This window comes from Neorhizobium descurainiae (assembly GCF_051400715.1).
Classification (GTDB): domain Bacteria; phylum Pseudomonadota; class Alphaproteobacteria; order Rhizobiales; family Rhizobiaceae; genus Neorhizobium.
Genome location: NZ_JBLFFK010000008.1, coordinates 36,787 through 51,741, shown reverse-complemented (window position 1 = coordinate 51,741; position 14,955 = coordinate 36,787). Strand labels below are relative to the sequence as shown.

Genomic DNA, 14,955 nt, shown 5'->3' with positions numbered 1-14,955 from the left:
CGAAATTTGTAAATCGCTCTTGGTTAATGGTATTTTTTTGGTATTATCCAAAGTGGAGGTATCCATGGCGGCTTATTTTATCGGAATCGACGGCGGCGGCACAAGCTGCCGTGCTGCATTGGCTGACGGAAGCGGCAGAGTTCTCGGCCGGGGAAAAAGCGGCGCTTCCAATATCCTGACCGATCCGGATACGGCCCTGAGGCATATCGCCGAGGCTGCACGGCTCGCCTTCATCGAGGCCGGGCTCGAGCCGGACCTCTCCTCCGCCTCTGCCGTTCTCGGGCTTGCCGGCAACAATGTCGGCGATGCCGTGAGCTATGTAAAGGCGCGGCTTCCCTTCAGGCAGTCGGATATTGTCTCCGACGGCGTCATCGCCCTGCAGGGAGCGATCGGCGACGAGGACGGGGCGATCGGCATCGTCGGTACGGGAACGGTCTATATAGCCCGCCACGAGGGCAAGCTCCATTCGGTAGCCGGCTGGGGGTTCCAGGTGAGCGATCTCGGCAGCGGCGCGCGGCTCGGCCAGCTTGCGCTGCAGGAAAGCCTGCTCGCATACGACAACATCCGCCCGATGACGGAGCTTTCGAAGGCGATCCTCGCCGAGTTCGGCAACAATCCCGAAGCCGTCGTCGATTTCGCCCGGCTGGCCAAACCCGGGGATTTCGGCCGCCATACGCCGAAGGTCTTCGAATTCGCGCACCGGGACGACGAGGCGGCGATCCGCATCTTGAAAACCGGTGCCGCGGGCATCGACGAGGCGCTCGATGCGGTGAATGCAATTACCAAAGGCAAGGGGCGGCTCTGCCTGCTCGGTGGCCTCGCCCCCCTTTACCCCGAATATCTTGCCGAGCGGCACCGCGTGCGCCTTTCCGAGCCTTTGGCCGATGCGCTGACCGGCGCAGTGGCCCTTGCCGTCAAAACCTACGGCACGGCGGCGGAGGCGCGGGCATGAACGAGGCGCTGTCTGCCATACTGCCGCTCGACGACCTGCAATCGGCAGGGACCGGCCCGCTTTATCGCAAGCTCCGCCAGACGCTGGAAGAGGCGATCCGCTCCGGGAAACTGGGACACGGCGATGCGCTTCCGGCCGAACGCGACCTTGCCGACTATGCCAATGTCAGCCGCGTTACGGTACGCAAGGCGGTGGACGATCTCGTCAAGGACGGATTGCTCACCCGCAAGCATGGTTCCGGCACGTTCGTCGTAAAGCCCCTGTCGCGTGTCGAGCAGCCCCTGACAAAGCTCACCTCGTTCACGGAGGACATGGCGCGGCGCGGGCTGGTGACGAAATCCGAATGGCTTGAACGCGGCCTGTTCCATCCCTCTCCGGAAGAGATGATGATGCTAGGCTTGGCGCCCGGAACCAAGGTCGCCCGCATCGGCCGCCTGCGGATTGCCAACGACATGCCACTCGCAATCGAGCGCGCCAGCATTTCCGCCGAATTCCTGCCCGATCCTTCGATGGTCACCAATTCGCTCTATGCGGAGCTGGAAAAGAAGAACGCCCGGCCGGTGCGCGCCATACAACGGATATCCGCCTGCAATATGAAGAACCCGGATGCCGGGCTCCTGGCGGTGCCGGTGGGAGCCGCGGGACTTTCGATCGAGCGGGTTTCCTATCTGGCCTCCGGCCGGGTGGTGGAACTCACCCGCTCGCTCTATCGCGGCGATGCCTATGATTTCGTGGCCGAGCTTTCGCTCAGCGGAAACTGACAAATCCGAGGACAAGACGATGCAGACCCATATGCGGCAGGAGATCAACGAGATACCCGAGGCAACGACCCGGCTGCTCGACCGGTCGGCGACGGAGCTTGCGGCGGCCGGCCTGGCGCTCCGCGACAAGGATCCCGCCTTCCTGATCACCATCGCGCGCGGCTCTTCCGACCACGCCGCGACCTTCATCAAATATGCGGTCGAGCTGACGGCCGGCCGGCCGGTCGCCTCACTCGGCCCCTCGCTCGCCTCGATCTATGGCGCAAAGCTGAAACTCGGCGGCGGAGCAGCGATCGCGATTTCGCAGTCCGGCAAAAGCCCCGATATCGTGGCCATGGCGGAGGCCGCAACGAAGGCCGGCGCGGTGACGGTCGCACTCACCAATACGCTGCCTTCGCCGATCGCCAGCGCATCTGCCCACACAGTGAATATCAATGCCGGCCCGGAGCTCGCCGTGGCGGCCACCAAATCCTTCGTCAATTCGATCGTCGCGGGGCTCGCCATCCTTTCCGAATGGGTCGGCGACGACGGCCTCAAAGCCGCCATTCGCGATCTGCCCTCGCATTTCGAGAAGGCGGTCAAGCTCGACTGGAGCGAACTCGCCAAGGAACTCGGCGATGCGGAATCGCTCTACATGCTCGGCCGCGGCCCGGCGCTTTCGATCGCCAGCGAAGCGGCACTGAAATTCAAGGAAACCTCCAACATGCATGCGGAGGCCTATTCCGCGGCGGAGGTGCTGCACGGCCCCGTGGCGCTGGTCGAGAAACGCTTCCCGGTCGTCACCTTCGCGGCACGCGACGCCGCTGAAGCCTCAGCCGTCGAGATCGCCGAAAACTTGGCCAGCAAGGGCGCGCTCGCCTTTGCCACGTCCGACAAGGTCAAAGGGGCCCACAAGCTTCCCTTTGTCGCGACCGGCCATCCTCTCACCGATGCACTGGTGTTGATCCTGCCCTTCTACGGTTTCGTGGAAGCCTGGTCGCGCGCCAAAGGCTTCAACCCGGATGCCCCGGTGGCACTGAAGAAGGTAACCGAAACCCTATGACGACCGCCAAGGCCATCATCGGTGCCCGGATCTTCGACGGCATCTTCTGGCATGACGACGCCGCGCTCGTCTTCGCGGACGGCAGGATCGAGGCGATCCAGGCCGCGGACAGGTTGCGTACCGGCATCGAAACGATCGATGCCGGCGGCGGGATGATTGTCCCCGGTTTCATCGACCTGCAGGTGAATGGCGGCGGCGGCGTGCTCTTGAACGAGGAACCGACGGTCGAAGGCTTGTCAAAAATCTGCGCCGCGCATGCCAAGTTCGGCACCACCGGACTGCTGCCGACTCTAATCACCGACACCTACGCGATCACTACGAAGACCGTCGAGGCCGGCAAGCGGGCTAAAGCGGAGCGCGTGCCGGGCTTCCTCGGGCTGCATCTCGAAGGCCCGCATCTCTCCATCGCCCGCAAGGGAGCCCATGATCCGAAGCTCATCCGGCCGATGGAGGAAAACGATATCGAGCTCATGCTCTCCTGCCGCGGCAAGTTCGACGCGATGATGATCACCGTCGCGCCGGAGAGCGTCACGCCGGAGCAGGTGACACGGCTGGCGGAAGCCGGGTTCATGGTGAGCCTCGGCCATACGGACGCGACCTACGAAACTGCCAAGACCTATGCGGAAGCCGGCGCGCGAACGGTAACACATCTCTTCAACGCCATGAGCCCGCTCGGCCACCGCCAGCCCGGCCTGGTCGGGGCGGCGCTCGACATCGGCTCGCTTCATGTCGGGATCATCGCCGACGGCATCCATGTCCATCCGGCCTCGATGGGCGTGGCGCTCCGCGCCAAGAACGGGCCGGGCAAGATCTTCATCGTCACCGACGCCATGTCGCCGATCGGCACGGACATGACGAGCTTCACGCTGAACGGCCGCGAGATCCTGCGCCAGGACGGGCGGCTGACGCTCGCCGACGGCACCTTGGCCGGTGCGGATATCGACATGATCTCGTCGGTTCGTTTCGTACACGAAACGCTCGGAGTGCCGCTCGAAGAGGCGCTGCGCATGGCATCCGTCTATCCGGCAGAAGCGGCATGGCTTGCCGCCCGCAAGGGGGCGCTGAAACCCGGCTTCGACGCGGATTTCGTCATCCTTACCGATGATCTGTGCATGAAAAGCACCTGGATCGGCGGCCGAAAAGTGCATCAGGAATAAAATTAGCCGGCTATGGGAAACTTTATCTCGACCTTCAATCCCCTGCCCTCCCGGCCTTCCGCAAGCGCCAGGGTCGCGCCGTGCAGCCGGGCGACCTCCTCGACAATCGGCAGGCCGAGGCCGGTACCGGATTTGTCGGTCCGGTCGCCGCGCTCGAAGCGCTTCAGCACCGAAGTCCGTTTTTCCGGCGGGATGCCCGGTCCGTCATCCTCCACCTCCAGCACCGCGGCCTCGCCGTCCTGCCTGACGCGCACCGTCACTTCCGCGCCATTGCCGGCATAGAGCAACGCGTTGCCGATCAGGTTCTTCAGGAGCTCGCCGATCAGCAGCGGCTCCGCAGAAACCGCAACCTCATCCTCGCCTTCGAAGCCGAGATCGATGCCGGCTTCCGCGGCGAGCGGCACATGATCGGCGGTCGCGCCTTGCGCCAGCGCCGTCAGGTCGATCCGCTGCATCGAGGCGGAACGGGTGGCGGCGTCGATCTTCGCCATCAACAGGAGCTGGGCCAGGATGCGCTCGGCATCCGCCACCGCCTCGTCCGCCTTGCGCGCCGCCTCCTTCGCCTCGTCGAGGTCGTTCGCCCGGCCCGCCAGCGCAAGCTGGGTGCGGATGATCGCAAGCGGCGTGCGGAGCTGGTGGCTGGCATTGCCGGTGAAATGGCGGAGCGCCTCAAGCGCCCCTTCGAGCCGCACCATGAAGGAATTGACCGTATCGACCAGGCCCTGCACCTCGTTCGGCACGCGTTCGCCGATCGGGTGGAGATCGTCGGGGCTGCGTTCGGCGATCGCCTCGCTAAAGCGGTAAAGCGGCCGGAGCGAGAGCGTCACAGCCACCCAGACGATCACCGCCGCGCCGGCGATCATGAAGAGCAGACGCAGGGCCGAGCGGATCAGGATCGTGCGCGTCAACTGCTGACGGGCGATCGTCGTTTCCGCGACCGTGACGATAAAGGGCACCGAATTGATGCCGGTCGAGGCGGAGCGCGCCAGTGCGCCCACGCGTATCGGCTCGCCGCGGAACGTGGCGTTTTCGAAGGCCGCCGCTTGCCCCTCGCGGCGCGGGATCGACGGCAGGTTCTGGTATCCGGTAATGAACGTGCCGGGCGGGCCGTCGACCCGGTAGAAGACGCGGTCCTGGGCTGCCGAAGTCAGCATCTCCAGGGCCACATAGGGGATATCGACTTCCAGCGAGCCGTTCTCGGACACGATCACCCGCTCGGCGATCGCCAACGCCGAGCCGGCGAGCACGCGATCCGAGACCTCGTTCGCCGTATCGACCGCCTCGTCCCAGGTGTCGATCATGGCAGCCGAGCCGATCACCGCCGTCGAGGCGAGAAGCCAGGCGAGCAGCCGGCGGCGCAGCGAATAGGCGGCTGCGGGCGTCATGAGACGGGGGCCACGGTCTCGAGATAATAGCCGATGCCCCGGGCAGTCCTCACGGTCAGCCCATGCGATGCCAGACGCCGGCGCAGGCGGCTTACATACTGCTCGATCGCGTTGGCGGAGAGATCGTCGTCGAAGCCGGTCACGGAGCGCATGATCGCATCCTTGGAGACGACCTTGCCGGCGCGCAGGAAGAGCAGCTCCAGAAGAGCGACCTCGCGGGCCGGAATATCGAGCGGCGTGCCATGGCTGGAGAAGGTGCGGGAATTGAGGTCGAAGGTGACGCCGCCATAACTGACGATCGAGCTTCTCAGGCCCGCCTGCCGGCGCAGCAGCACGCGGATGCGCGCCTCGAACTCGGAAATGTCGAAAGGCTTGATCATGTAGTCGTCGGCCCCGAGATCGAGGCCCTTCACCCGCTCCTCGGGGGTACCACGGGCCGTCAGGATCATCACCGCGGCCTTGTTCTGCCGCGCGCGCATGGCGCGCAAGACGTCGAGCCCGTCCATTTCCGGCAGGTTCAGGTCGAGGATTACGAGATCATAGGCTTCCGCCGCGGCGACCGCCTCGGCCGAAGCGCCGTCGGCCACCGCATCGACCGCATAGCCGCTGCCGCGCAGGATGGCCGTCAGCCCCTCGGCCAACGCCTGATTGTCCTCGACCAGAAGAATACGCACCCGATGTTTCCCTTTTTTCCGCCAGTTTACAGGCGCGCGGGGGGTAAGTCACGGATGCGTTGAGGCCATGGTTATTGCGTGCGGCCGATATAATCCATCTTGCCGACCGGAACGCCCTTGTGGCGCAGGATCGCATAGGCCGTGGTGACGTGGAAATAGAAATTCGGCAGCGCGAAGCCAAGCACATAGCTCTTGCCCGTATAAGCGGTCGAGCCGCTGCGGGACTTGATGATGACTTCGGCATCCTCGCGGTCCGCCATGCTCGCCGGATCGACGCTCTTCAGGAAGGCGACGGTCTTTTCGATACGGGCATGCAAATCGGCGAAGGTGACCTCGTCGTCGGCCATGGGCAGGTTTTCCACCTGGCCGATGCGGACGGGGACGAATTTTGCGGTGTCGCTGGCGCGCTGTATCTGCGCGGTCAGCGGATACATGTCGTCGATCAGCCGGGTTTCGAGGAGTTCCTTGTGCGGAATGCCCTTCCCGTCGGCGAAAGCCTCGCCTTTCTTCAGGATTTCCGTGAGATTGCCGAAAGCCCGGATGAAGACCGGTACGGTGATATCGTAGAGCGAGAGCGACATGGATTCTGACCTTTGCTTGGGGGGCGGGGCGCCGGCTTTGTGGCGTAAAAAAAGACCGCCCACAGGTAATGGCAGCGGATCGGAAAGCAAGCGGGCGGACGTTGCATCCAAGCGATCGTGGCGGAGATGTAACACGTATTCCAATCCGCTTGTCGCGCCACTCGGCGCGGCGCTATTGTGCGCCCATGAAAAGCATACTGCTCCTCTTCCTCTGTCTTGCTCTTTCGCCGGGTCTCGCGAAAGCGGGTACGACTTTGTTTCCGGCGCTTTCGGGCCTGGAAGGCACGCCGCTTCTCACGGTCTATTCGTCGCTCGACGAGCCGCTCGCCAAACCGATGATCGCCGGTTTTCAAGCCGCCAACCCGGATGTGGCGGTGCGTTACGAGGACATGTTGACGGGCGAGATCTACGACCGGATCGTGCGGGAGACGGATGCCGGCCAGAAAACGGCCGATTTCGCGTTTTCCTCCGCCATGGACCTGCAGGTGAAGCTCGCCAACGACGGTTATGCGCAGGCGAGCGACCTGCCGATGAGCGGCCAATGGCCTGCCTGGGCGAACTGGCGCAACACGGCCTATGCGCTCACCTTCGAACCGGCCGTCTTCGTCTATCACAAGCCGAGCTTCAAGGAATCCCCGCCGCCTTCCACCCGGGCGGAATTCGTCGAATTCCTGCAGAAGCAGGGCGACGCGATCTACGGGCGGATCGGCACCTACGACATCGAACGTTCCGGCGTCGGCTTTCTCTTCATGTCGCGGGACCAGGAGCAGTTCAGCGACATCTGGTCGGTGATCCGGGCGATGGGTGCTGCAGGCGTGAAGCTCTACTCCACCAGCCAGGCGATCCTGGAGCGCGTCGCCGACGGCCGCTTCCTGCTCGGCTACAACATCCTCGGCTCCTATGCCGCCGACTGGGCCTCGCGCCATCCGGATGTCGGCATCGTCCTTCCGAAGGACTATACCGTGGTCATGTCGCGGATCGGCCTCGTGCCGCAGGCGGCTGCCGCGCCGGATCTCGGCAAGCGCTATCTGCAGTTTTTCATGTCGAAGGAAGGCCAGACGATCATGGCACGCGAGCTGCAGATTCCCGCCGTCAGCCCCGAAGTCGCCGGCAACAATACCGCAACGACGCTGAGGGAAATGCTCGGCGGACAATTGAAACCGGTTCCCGTCAGCCTTGGGCTGATGGTCTATCTCGACCAGGTGAAGAGGGCCCGGCTGATTTCCCGCTGGAACGAGGTTCTCAGGCTGCAATAGGATAAATTTCGAGCAACCCAGCCTCTTACCCCTTGTCAAAAACCGGCCTCGCGAAAAATGTCAGGTAGATGTCAGCTTCATATGCTGGCTTATGTCTAATCGGCCCCCGTTTGGAGGCGGGGACCCGATCAACGACGGGAGGGCTTCGGGCCGGCTGTTGCCGACCGTTCCATCTATCGTTTCGCCAAAAGAAACATTCGCGTCGTTGACGACGCCAACGGAGGATCGACCCTTGAAACATTTCTTCCTCGCTCCCCTTCTCGCGGGCGCGCTCGCTCTGCCGGCCGCCGCGGCCGACTACACGATCATGGCTCCCGCAGCGCCGGGAGGCGGCTGGGACCAGACGGCCCGCTCGCTGCAGACCACGCTCCAGCAGGAGAAGATCTCCAACAACGTGCAGGTCATCAACGTCCCAGGCGCCGGCGGCACGATCGGCATCGCCCAGTTCGCCAGCCAGCAGAAGGGTAATCCGAACGCGCTGATGGTCGGCGGCTACGTCATGGTCGGCGCGATCCTCACCAACAACTCGCCGGTCACGCTCAAGGACGTCACCCCGATCGCCCGTCTCACCGGCGAATACGAGGCGATCGTCGTTCCTGCCTCGTCCGACATCAAGACGATCGGCGATCTCGTCGCCAAGCTTAAGGAGAATCCGGGTGCGGTTTCCTGGGGCGGCGGTTCGGCCGGCGGCACGGACCACATTCTCGTCGGCCTGCTCGCCAAGGCTGCCGGCGTCGATCCGACCAAGATCAACTACATCGCGTTTTCGGGCGGCGGCGAAGCGCTGGCTGCCATCCTCGGCGCCCAGGTGACCGCCGGCGTCTCGTCCTACGGCGAATTCGAAGCCCAGGTGAAGGCCGGCACGCTGCGCGTGCTCGCTATCTCCTCCGACGCGAAGGTGGAAGGCATCGATGCCCCGACGCTCAAGGAATCCGGCTTCGACGTCGTGCTGCAGAACTGGCGCATGGTGGCCGCAGCGCCGGGCCTGACCGACGAGCAGAAAGCCGCGGTTCTGGCGGATGTCGAAAAGCTCGCCACGTCCAAGACCTGGCAGGAGACGCTGAAGACCAAGGGCTGGGCCGACACCTATCTCGCAGGCCCGGCTTTCGAGGAGCAGCTCGCCAAGGATATTTCCGCAACGGAAACGGTTCTGAAAGACATCGGACTGGTCAAATGAGCCCCGACAACAGCAAAACGACCGCCGAACAGCGCCGCCCCGACAGGGCGGCGCTTGTTATTGCCGCCGTCCTGGTCGCCATCGCCGCCGTGATCTTCGTCGACGTGTCGCGGCTCAAGGGCATGGCCGGCTATTCGCAGGTGGGGCCTGCGACCATTCCGGACTGGATCGGGTTCGCGCTGATCGGGCTTGCGATCTGGACCGTGGTCGCTGCCTTGCGCCGCGACTTCCCGGAACGCGAGAAGCAAGAGTTCGGCCCGGTCGTCTGGATCGTCGCCGGTCTGGCGGCACAGATGCTGCTTCTGCGTCCCGCCGGCTTCTCGATCGCCACCGGCGTTCTCTTCGGACTGACGGCCGCCGGTTTCGGCAGGCGCAAGCTGTGGATCACCATTCCGGTCGGCATCGTCCTCTGTCTCGTCATCTGGCTGATCTTTGCAGGCCTGTTGCAGCTCTCGCTTCCGGCGGGTCCGCTGGAACGTCTGTTTTGGTGATCGGGCCACGAGAGTAAGATTATGAGCACATTCGAATTTCTTCTCCAGGGGCTTATGTCGGCCGCACAGCCGATGAACCTCCTCTATGCGCTGATCGGCGTGACGCTCGGTACCGCCGTCGGCGTGCTGCCCGGCATCGGCCCGGCGCTCACCGTGGCGCTGCTTCTGCCCGTCACCTACCGGCTCGACCCGACCGGCTCGCTGATCATGTTCGCCGGCATTTACTACGGCGGCATGTATGGCGGCTCGACCACCTCGATCCTGCTCAACACGCCGGGCGAAAGCGCCTCGATCGTGACCGCGCTGGAGGGCAACAAGATGGCCCGCAACGGGCGAGGCGGGCCGGCGCTGGCAACGGCGGCGATCGGCTCCTTCGTCGCCGGTCTCATCGCCACGCTGCTGCTCGCCTTCATCGCGCCCTATATCGTCAGGCTGGCACTGGTCTTCGGACCGCGGGAATATTTCGCGCTGATGGTGCTCGCCTTCGTCACCGTCTCGTCGGCCTTCGGCGATTCGACACTGCGCGGCCTGACCTCCCTCTTCATCGGACTTGCCTTCTCGATTGTCGGCATCGACCAGCTCACGGGCCAGAACCGCCTCTCCTTCGGTATCCCGGACCTGCTGGACGGCATCGAGGTAACCACCATGGCGGTTGCCATGTTCGCGATCGGCGAGACGCTGTTCATCGCCGCCCAGGGCGACAAGGGGCCGGACAAGGTGGAGGCGGTCAGGGGCTCCGTCTGGATGAATGCCCAGGACTGGGCGCGCTCCTGGAAGGCGTGGCTGCGCGGCACCGCGATCGGCTTTCCGATCGGCGCCATGCCGGCGGGCGGCGCCGAAATCGGCACGTTCCTTTCCTACGCGACCGAGAAGCGCCTGACGAAGCACCCGGAGGAATTCGGCAACGGGGCGATCGAAGGCGTGGCCGGTCCGGAAGCCGCCAACAACGCTTCGGCCGCCGGCACGCTCGTGCCGCTCCTCACCCTCGGCCTGCCGACGACGGCGACGGCGGCGATCATGCTCGCTGGCTTCCAGCAATACGGCCTGCAACCGGGCCCGCTGCTTTTCGCGACCAACCCGCAGCTCGTCTGGGGCCTGATCGCGTCGCTGCTCATCGCCAACCTGATGCTGCTCGTCTTGAACCTGCCGCTCGTCGGCCTCTGGGTGAAGCTGCTGACCATTCCCAAGCCGTGGCTCTATGCGGGCATCCTGCTCTTCGCGACGCTCGGCACGATCGGCGCCAACCCGTCCGTCTTCGAGCTCGGCATGCTGCTTACCTTCGGCCTGCTCGGCTACGTGATGCGCGTCTTCGGTTATCCGATCGCACCGGTCGTCGTCGGCCTCATCCTCGGGCCGCTCGCCGAACAGCAGCTCCGCCGTGCGCTGGCGATCAGCCAGGGCGACGTGACGGTGCTCTTCACCTCGCCGATCGCCGCCGTGCTGCTCGTGCTTGCGGCGCTGGCGCTCATCGTTCCGCTCATCCTGCGGGCTCGCGGACGCGGGGAAGTGCTCTCGCAGATGGCAGCCAGTGAGGATTGATCAAAAAAACTGCCGCAAAACTCAAAAACCCGGTTTCGACCGGGTTTTTTATTGACCGAACACCGACCACCCGGTGCGCATAGCGAGCATTTCCAGGGCCAGCGAGCCAAGCAGTGAATTGCCGTTGTGGTTGAGGCCCGGCGACCAGACGGCGACCGAAGCCTTGCCCGGCGCCACTGCCAGGATGCCACCGCCAACGCCGCTTTTGCCCGGCAGGCCAACCCGATAGGCGAAATCCCCCGACCCGTCATAATGCCCGCAGGTGAGCATCAGCGCGTTGATGCGCCGCGCCCGTTGCCTGGAAACGACGGTGTGCCCCGTCAGCGGATTGCGGCCCGATGCCGCCAGGAAAAGACCAGACCGGGCAAGCTGGGTGCAGGTCATGGCGAGCGCGCAGTGATGGAAATAAACGCCCAGCACATGTTCGACCGGGTGAGTGAGCTTGCCGAAGGAGCGCATGAAATTGGCGAGCGCGAAATTACGGTAGCCCGTCGCCTGCTCCGATTTCGCCACGTCCGGATCGATGGCGATGGTTTCGTCATCGGCAAGATAGCGCACGAAGCGGACGATCTCGCCGATCGCCTCGCGCGGTGTGTGTCCCGCAAGCACGAGATCGCTGACCGCGATCGCGCCGGCATTGATGAAGGGGTTGCGCGGCTTGCCCTCCTCATGTTCGAGCTGGACGATCGAATTGAAAGCCGAGCCCGACGGCTCGCGGCCGACGCGGTTCCAGGTGGTTTCTCCGTGCTTTCCGAGCGCCAGCGTCAGGGTGAAGACCTTGGAAATGCTCTGGATCGAGAAGGGCACATCGGCATCGCCGGCCTTGAAGACCTGGCCATCGACATCGATGACCGCCATGCCGAATTTCCTCGGGTCGATATGGGCGAGTTGCGGGATGTAATCGGCGACCTTGCCTTCGCCGAGCCGCGGCGTCAGCTTGTCGTGGATCTCGTCGACGATCGCCTGCAGGTCTGCCATCTTTCACCCCGAATTCGTTCCGCGCTCGAACGAGCCTTACTATTCGAAGGCGCTGCCGGAAAGATGGTTGCTGGCGGATGCCTTCACGGCGCCGATTTCCGACCACAACGAGGCGATCGTCGCCGGATCGACATCCGCCATGATGTCGCGCAGCCAGCCTTCATGGGCGGCGGCCATCGCGACGAAAAGCTCCGTTCCCTCCGGCGTCAGCTTGGCGACGGTGACGCGGCGATCCCCGTCGGGGGTCACCCGCAGGACAAGTCCGTCCGCCTCCAGCCTTTCGACCAGGCCGGTGACATTGCCGTTGGTGACCATCGTGCGCTTGGAAAGTTCGCCGAGCCTCAAACCGTCCTTCTCACGATAGAGCTGCGCCATCAGGTCGAACTGGGGCAACGTCGCGCCGAACTCGACGCGCAGGCGGCGACGGATTTCCGTGGTGATCAGCTTGGTCGTGGAGAGCATGCGCAGCCACAGCCGTGTTTCCGGCTTGTTCTTCCCATGCGGACCATGGACGATCAGTTCCAGATCGGCGCTCGCCGCTTCTCCATCCATCGTTTACACCCCGAGATATCGATCCTGCAATTCGCTCGTCAGGTCGGCGGGCCTGCCGCTCCAGGCGCTCCTTCCGTTTTCCAGAATGACGCAGCGGTCCGCAACCGGCAAAAGCTCCGAAAGCGTCTTGTCCACCACAAGAATCGAAAGACCTTCCGCCTTCAGACGCCGTATGGCCTTCCAGATATCCTGCCGGATGACCGGGGCAAGGCCCTCGGTCGCCTCGTCGAGGATCAGCAGGCGCGGATTGGTCATCAGCGCACGGCCGATCGCCAGCATCTGCTGCTCGCCGCCGGAAAGCGAGCGTGCCATCTGGGCATGCCGCTCCTCAAGCCGGGGGAAAAGCTCGTTGACGCGCTCCAACGTCCATTTGCCCGGCCGGGCGGCGGCCACCAGGTTCTCGCGCACCGTCAGGTTCGGAAAGCAGCGGCGGCCTTCCGGCACAAGACCGATGCCGAGCTTTGCCACATGGTGCGGCCGCTTGCCGCTTGTATCCACGCCGCCGATTTTCACGCCACCGGCCCTTGGTGGATTGAGATTGCAGATGGCGCGGATCGTCGTTGTCTTGCCCATGCCGTTACGGCCCATCAGCGCCACGGCCTCGCCTTCCGCCACCGACAGGTCGACGCCGAACAGCGCTTGGCTCGCGCCATAGAATGCTTCGATCTTTGCAACATCGAGCAGCATCAGGCGTGATCTCCGAGATAGGCGGTGCGCACGGCCGGATCGCGGCGGATCTCGTCCACCGTGCCCGTCGCTATGATGCGGCCGTAGACGAGCACAGAGATGCGGTCGGCGAGCGCGAAGACCGCATCCATGTCGTGCTCGACGAGCAGGATCGGCGCTTCCTTCCTTAGCGTATCGAGGAAGCGCGTCAGCGACTTGGAGCCCTCCGGCCCCATGCCGGCCATCGGCTCGTCCAGCAGGAAGGCCTTCGACTGCAGCGCGAGCGCCATGGCGATTTCGAGCTGGCGGCGTTCGCCATGGGAAAGCTCGGCGGCGGGGATACGGGCGCGCGCCGTCAGCCCGACGCGTTCCAGCATTGTCATGGCCGTGTCGATCAGCGTCTTGTCGCGCATCACGGGCTTGAAGAAGTGGAAGCTCGAACCCTCCCGCGCCTGCCCCGCCAGCATGACGTTGCGAAGCGCGGAAAATTCCGGCGCCAGCGACGAGACCTGAAAGGTGCGGCCAAGGCCGAGCCGGGCGCGCTCGGCGACGCTCAACGTCCCGACATCCTCTCCTGCGAAACGAATCGAGCCCGAGTCCTGGCGAAGGGTGCCGCAGATCTGGTGGATCAGCGTCGACTTGCCGGCGCCGTTCGGGCCGATCAGCGCGTGGATTTCGCCGGGGCGAAGATCGAGCGTCACGCCGTCGGTCGCCCGGAGCGCGCCGAAGCTCTTCACGAGATTGGAAATCTCAAGGACCGGCTCAACCATGTTTGGCCTTTCCGGCAAGAAGCCCCAGCAGGCCGCCACGGGCGAAGAGTACCACAATGAGCAGGATCAGGCCGAGAAAGAACTGCCAGCGTTCGGTCAAACCGCCAAGCGCATATTCGAAGGCGACATAGAGTGCCGCGCCCACCAGCGGCCCGAACAGCCGGCCTGTGCCGCCGAGGATGATCAGCACGATCAATTCGCCGGACATGTGCCAGGAGAGCATGGACGGGCTGACGAACCGGTTGAGATCGGCAAACAGTGCGCCGGCCAAGCCCGTCATCATCGCCGAGATGACGAAGCCGGTGAGCCGGACGCGGTAGGGCTCGATGCCAACGGTCGCGACACGCACCTCGTTCTGCCGCGCCGCCTGCAGGGCCGAACCGAAGCGCGAGGCGCGGATCAGCGCGAAAAGACCGATGCCGGCCAGCAGGATCACGTAGCAGATCAGGAAGAAGCTCAAGGGCCGCATGGTCATGACGCCCGGAAACTGGTTCCGGACGAGGATCGACAGCCCGTCCTCGCCGCCATAGGCCGGCCAGGAAACCGCGAAATAATAGACCATCTGCGCGAAGGCGAGCGTGATCATGATGAAGTAGACGCCTGATGTGCGGAGGCTGATCACGCCGATGGCGAGCCCGACCAGGCCCGCAACTACTATGGCGACGATCCAGATCACCCACATCTGGTTCGTCCCGGGCAGGCCGAAGATGAGCGGATCGCCGGAAAAACCGTGCGTCGCCAAAATGCCGGCGGCATAACCGCCGATCCCGAAGAACGCCGCATGTCCGAAGGAGACGAGGCCGCCGAGACCCAGCGCCAGGTTGAGGCCGGTCGCGGCGAGCGCCAGGATGGCGATACGGGTCGCCAGCGTCACGTAGAAAGGCTGGCCGAGGGCCTTGGCGGCCAGCGGCACCGCCAGCAGAAGTGCAGCCAGGAGGATATTGACGAGGTTTTCGCGGCTCAGCATTCCGACC

The 14,955-nt window shown here is 64.3% G+C and carries 16 protein-coding genes; 8 read left to right on the top strand and 8 right to left on the bottom strand.

The window, feature by feature from the left end; genetic code table 11:
* Nucleotides 1-64: 64 nt before the first annotated feature.
* From ACMGE0_RS15595 to nagA, 4 genes are read left to right on the top strand one after another with little or no spacing between them, the layout of a single operon-like run.
* Entirely contained in the window at nucleotides 65-952 is an 888-nt protein-coding gene (locus tag ACMGE0_RS15595; RefSeq protein ID WP_436816788.1) for a glucosamine kinase nucleotide-binding domain-containing protein, read from the top strand.
* A complete protein-coding gene (locus ACMGE0_RS15590; protein ID WP_436816787.1) occupies nucleotides 949-1,713 on the top strand; it encodes a GntR family transcriptional regulator in 765 nt (254 codons plus the stop codon). Before ACMGE0_RS15595 ends, ACMGE0_RS15590 begins: the two co-directional genes overlap by 4 nt.
* Before the next feature lie 19 nt (nucleotides 1,714-1,732).
* Nucleotides 1,733-2,755 (top strand): SIS domain-containing protein, encoded by a 1,023-nt coding sequence (locus ACMGE0_RS15585; protein WP_436816786.1) that lies wholly within the window; start codon nucleotides 1,733-1,735, stop codon nucleotides 2,753-2,755.
* Complete coding sequence (gene nagA / locus ACMGE0_RS15580) at nucleotides 2,752-3,912, top strand: N-acetylglucosamine-6-phosphate deacetylase (RefSeq protein ID WP_436816785.1); 1,161 nt, start codon at nucleotides 2,752-2,754, stop codon at nucleotides 3,910-3,912. Before ACMGE0_RS15585 ends, nagA begins: the two co-directional genes overlap by 4 nt.
* Nucleotides 3,913-3,914: 2 nt before the next feature.
* Here nagA and ACMGE0_RS15575 read toward each other — a convergent pair whose 3' ends face one another.
* The 3 genes from ACMGE0_RS15575 to ACMGE0_RS15565 all read right to left on the bottom strand — a co-directional run bounded on the left by ACMGE0_RS15575 (nucleotide 3,915) and on the right by ACMGE0_RS15565 (nucleotide 6,552).
* Nucleotides 3,915-5,297, bottom strand: coding sequence for a sensor histidine kinase (locus tag ACMGE0_RS15575; protein WP_436816784.1), 1,383 nt, complete (start codon nucleotides 5,295-5,297; stop codon nucleotides 3,915-3,917).
* Nucleotides 5,294-5,971 carry a response regulator gene (locus tag ACMGE0_RS15570; RefSeq protein WP_436816783.1) on the bottom strand — a complete coding sequence of 226 codons (678 nt, stop codon included), beginning with the start codon at nucleotides 5,969-5,971 and terminating at the stop codon, nucleotides 5,294-5,296. Before ACMGE0_RS15570 ends, ACMGE0_RS15575 begins: the two co-directional genes overlap by 4 nt.
* A gap of 71 nt (nucleotides 5,972-6,042) precedes the next feature.
* Nucleotides 6,043-6,552, bottom strand: a complete 510-nt coding sequence (locus tag ACMGE0_RS15565) for a DUF1993 domain-containing protein (protein WP_436816782.1) — start codon at nucleotides 6,550-6,552, stop codon at nucleotides 6,043-6,045.
* Between the two features lie 185 nt (nucleotides 6,553-6,737).
* On the opposite strand from ACMGE0_RS15565, the gene ACMGE0_RS15560 reads away from it, so the two are divergent.
* The 4 genes from ACMGE0_RS15560 to ACMGE0_RS15545 all read left to right on the top strand — a co-directional run bounded on the left by ACMGE0_RS15560 (nucleotide 6,738) and on the right by ACMGE0_RS15545 (nucleotide 11,015).
* Nucleotides 6,738-7,808, top strand: coding sequence for an ABC transporter substrate-binding protein (locus tag ACMGE0_RS15560; protein WP_436816781.1), 1,071 nt, complete (start codon nucleotides 6,738-6,740; stop codon nucleotides 7,806-7,808).
* 232 nt (nucleotides 7,809-8,040) lie between these two features.
* Nucleotides 8,041-8,985, top strand: coding sequence for a Bug family tripartite tricarboxylate transporter substrate binding protein (locus ACMGE0_RS15555; RefSeq protein WP_436816780.1), 945 nt, complete (start codon nucleotides 8,041-8,043; stop codon nucleotides 8,983-8,985).
* The gene (locus ACMGE0_RS15550; protein WP_436816779.1) at nucleotides 8,982-9,476 is read left to right on the top strand and encodes a tripartite tricarboxylate transporter TctB family protein; all 495 of its coding nucleotides are present in this window, start codon (nucleotides 8,982-8,984) and stop codon (nucleotides 9,474-9,476) included. The genes ACMGE0_RS15555 and ACMGE0_RS15550 overlap by 4 nt, the downstream gene beginning before the upstream one ends.
* 21 nt (nucleotides 9,477-9,497) lie before the next feature.
* Complete coding sequence (locus ACMGE0_RS15545; protein ID WP_436816778.1) at nucleotides 9,498-11,015, top strand: tripartite tricarboxylate transporter permease; 1,518 nt, start codon at nucleotides 9,498-9,500, stop codon at nucleotides 11,013-11,015.
* Between the two features lie 48 nt (nucleotides 11,016-11,063).
* On the opposite strand, the gene ACMGE0_RS15540 is transcribed toward ACMGE0_RS15545, so the two are convergent.
* The 5 genes from ACMGE0_RS15540 to ACMGE0_RS15520 are packed head-to-tail and all read right to left on the bottom strand — an operon-like array spanning nucleotide 11,064 to nucleotide 14,948.
* Nucleotides 11,064-11,993 carry a glutaminase gene (locus ACMGE0_RS15540; RefSeq protein WP_436816777.1) on the bottom strand — a complete coding sequence of 310 codons (930 nt, stop codon included), beginning with the start codon at nucleotides 11,991-11,993 and terminating at the stop codon, nucleotides 11,064-11,066.
* Between the two features lie 39 nt (nucleotides 11,994-12,032).
* A complete protein-coding gene (locus ACMGE0_RS15535; protein WP_436816776.1) occupies nucleotides 12,033-12,545 on the bottom strand; it encodes a MarR family winged helix-turn-helix transcriptional regulator in 513 nt (170 codons plus the stop codon).
* Nucleotides 12,546-12,548: 3 nt separating this feature from the next.
* Nucleotides 12,549-13,232 carry an ABC transporter ATP-binding protein gene (locus ACMGE0_RS15530; RefSeq protein WP_436816775.1) on the bottom strand — a complete coding sequence of 228 codons (684 nt, stop codon included), beginning with the start codon at nucleotides 13,230-13,232 and terminating at the stop codon, nucleotides 12,549-12,551.
* Entirely contained in the window at nucleotides 13,232-13,981 is a 750-nt protein-coding gene (locus ACMGE0_RS15525) for an ABC transporter ATP-binding protein (RefSeq protein WP_436816774.1), read from the bottom strand. The genes ACMGE0_RS15530 and ACMGE0_RS15525 overlap by 1 nt, the downstream gene beginning before the upstream one ends.
* Entirely contained in the window at nucleotides 13,974-14,948 is a 975-nt protein-coding gene (locus ACMGE0_RS15520; protein ID WP_436816773.1) for a branched-chain amino acid ABC transporter permease, read from the bottom strand. Before ACMGE0_RS15520 ends, ACMGE0_RS15525 begins: the two co-directional genes overlap by 8 nt.
* Between the last annotated feature and the right edge of the window lie 7 nt (nucleotides 14,949-14,955).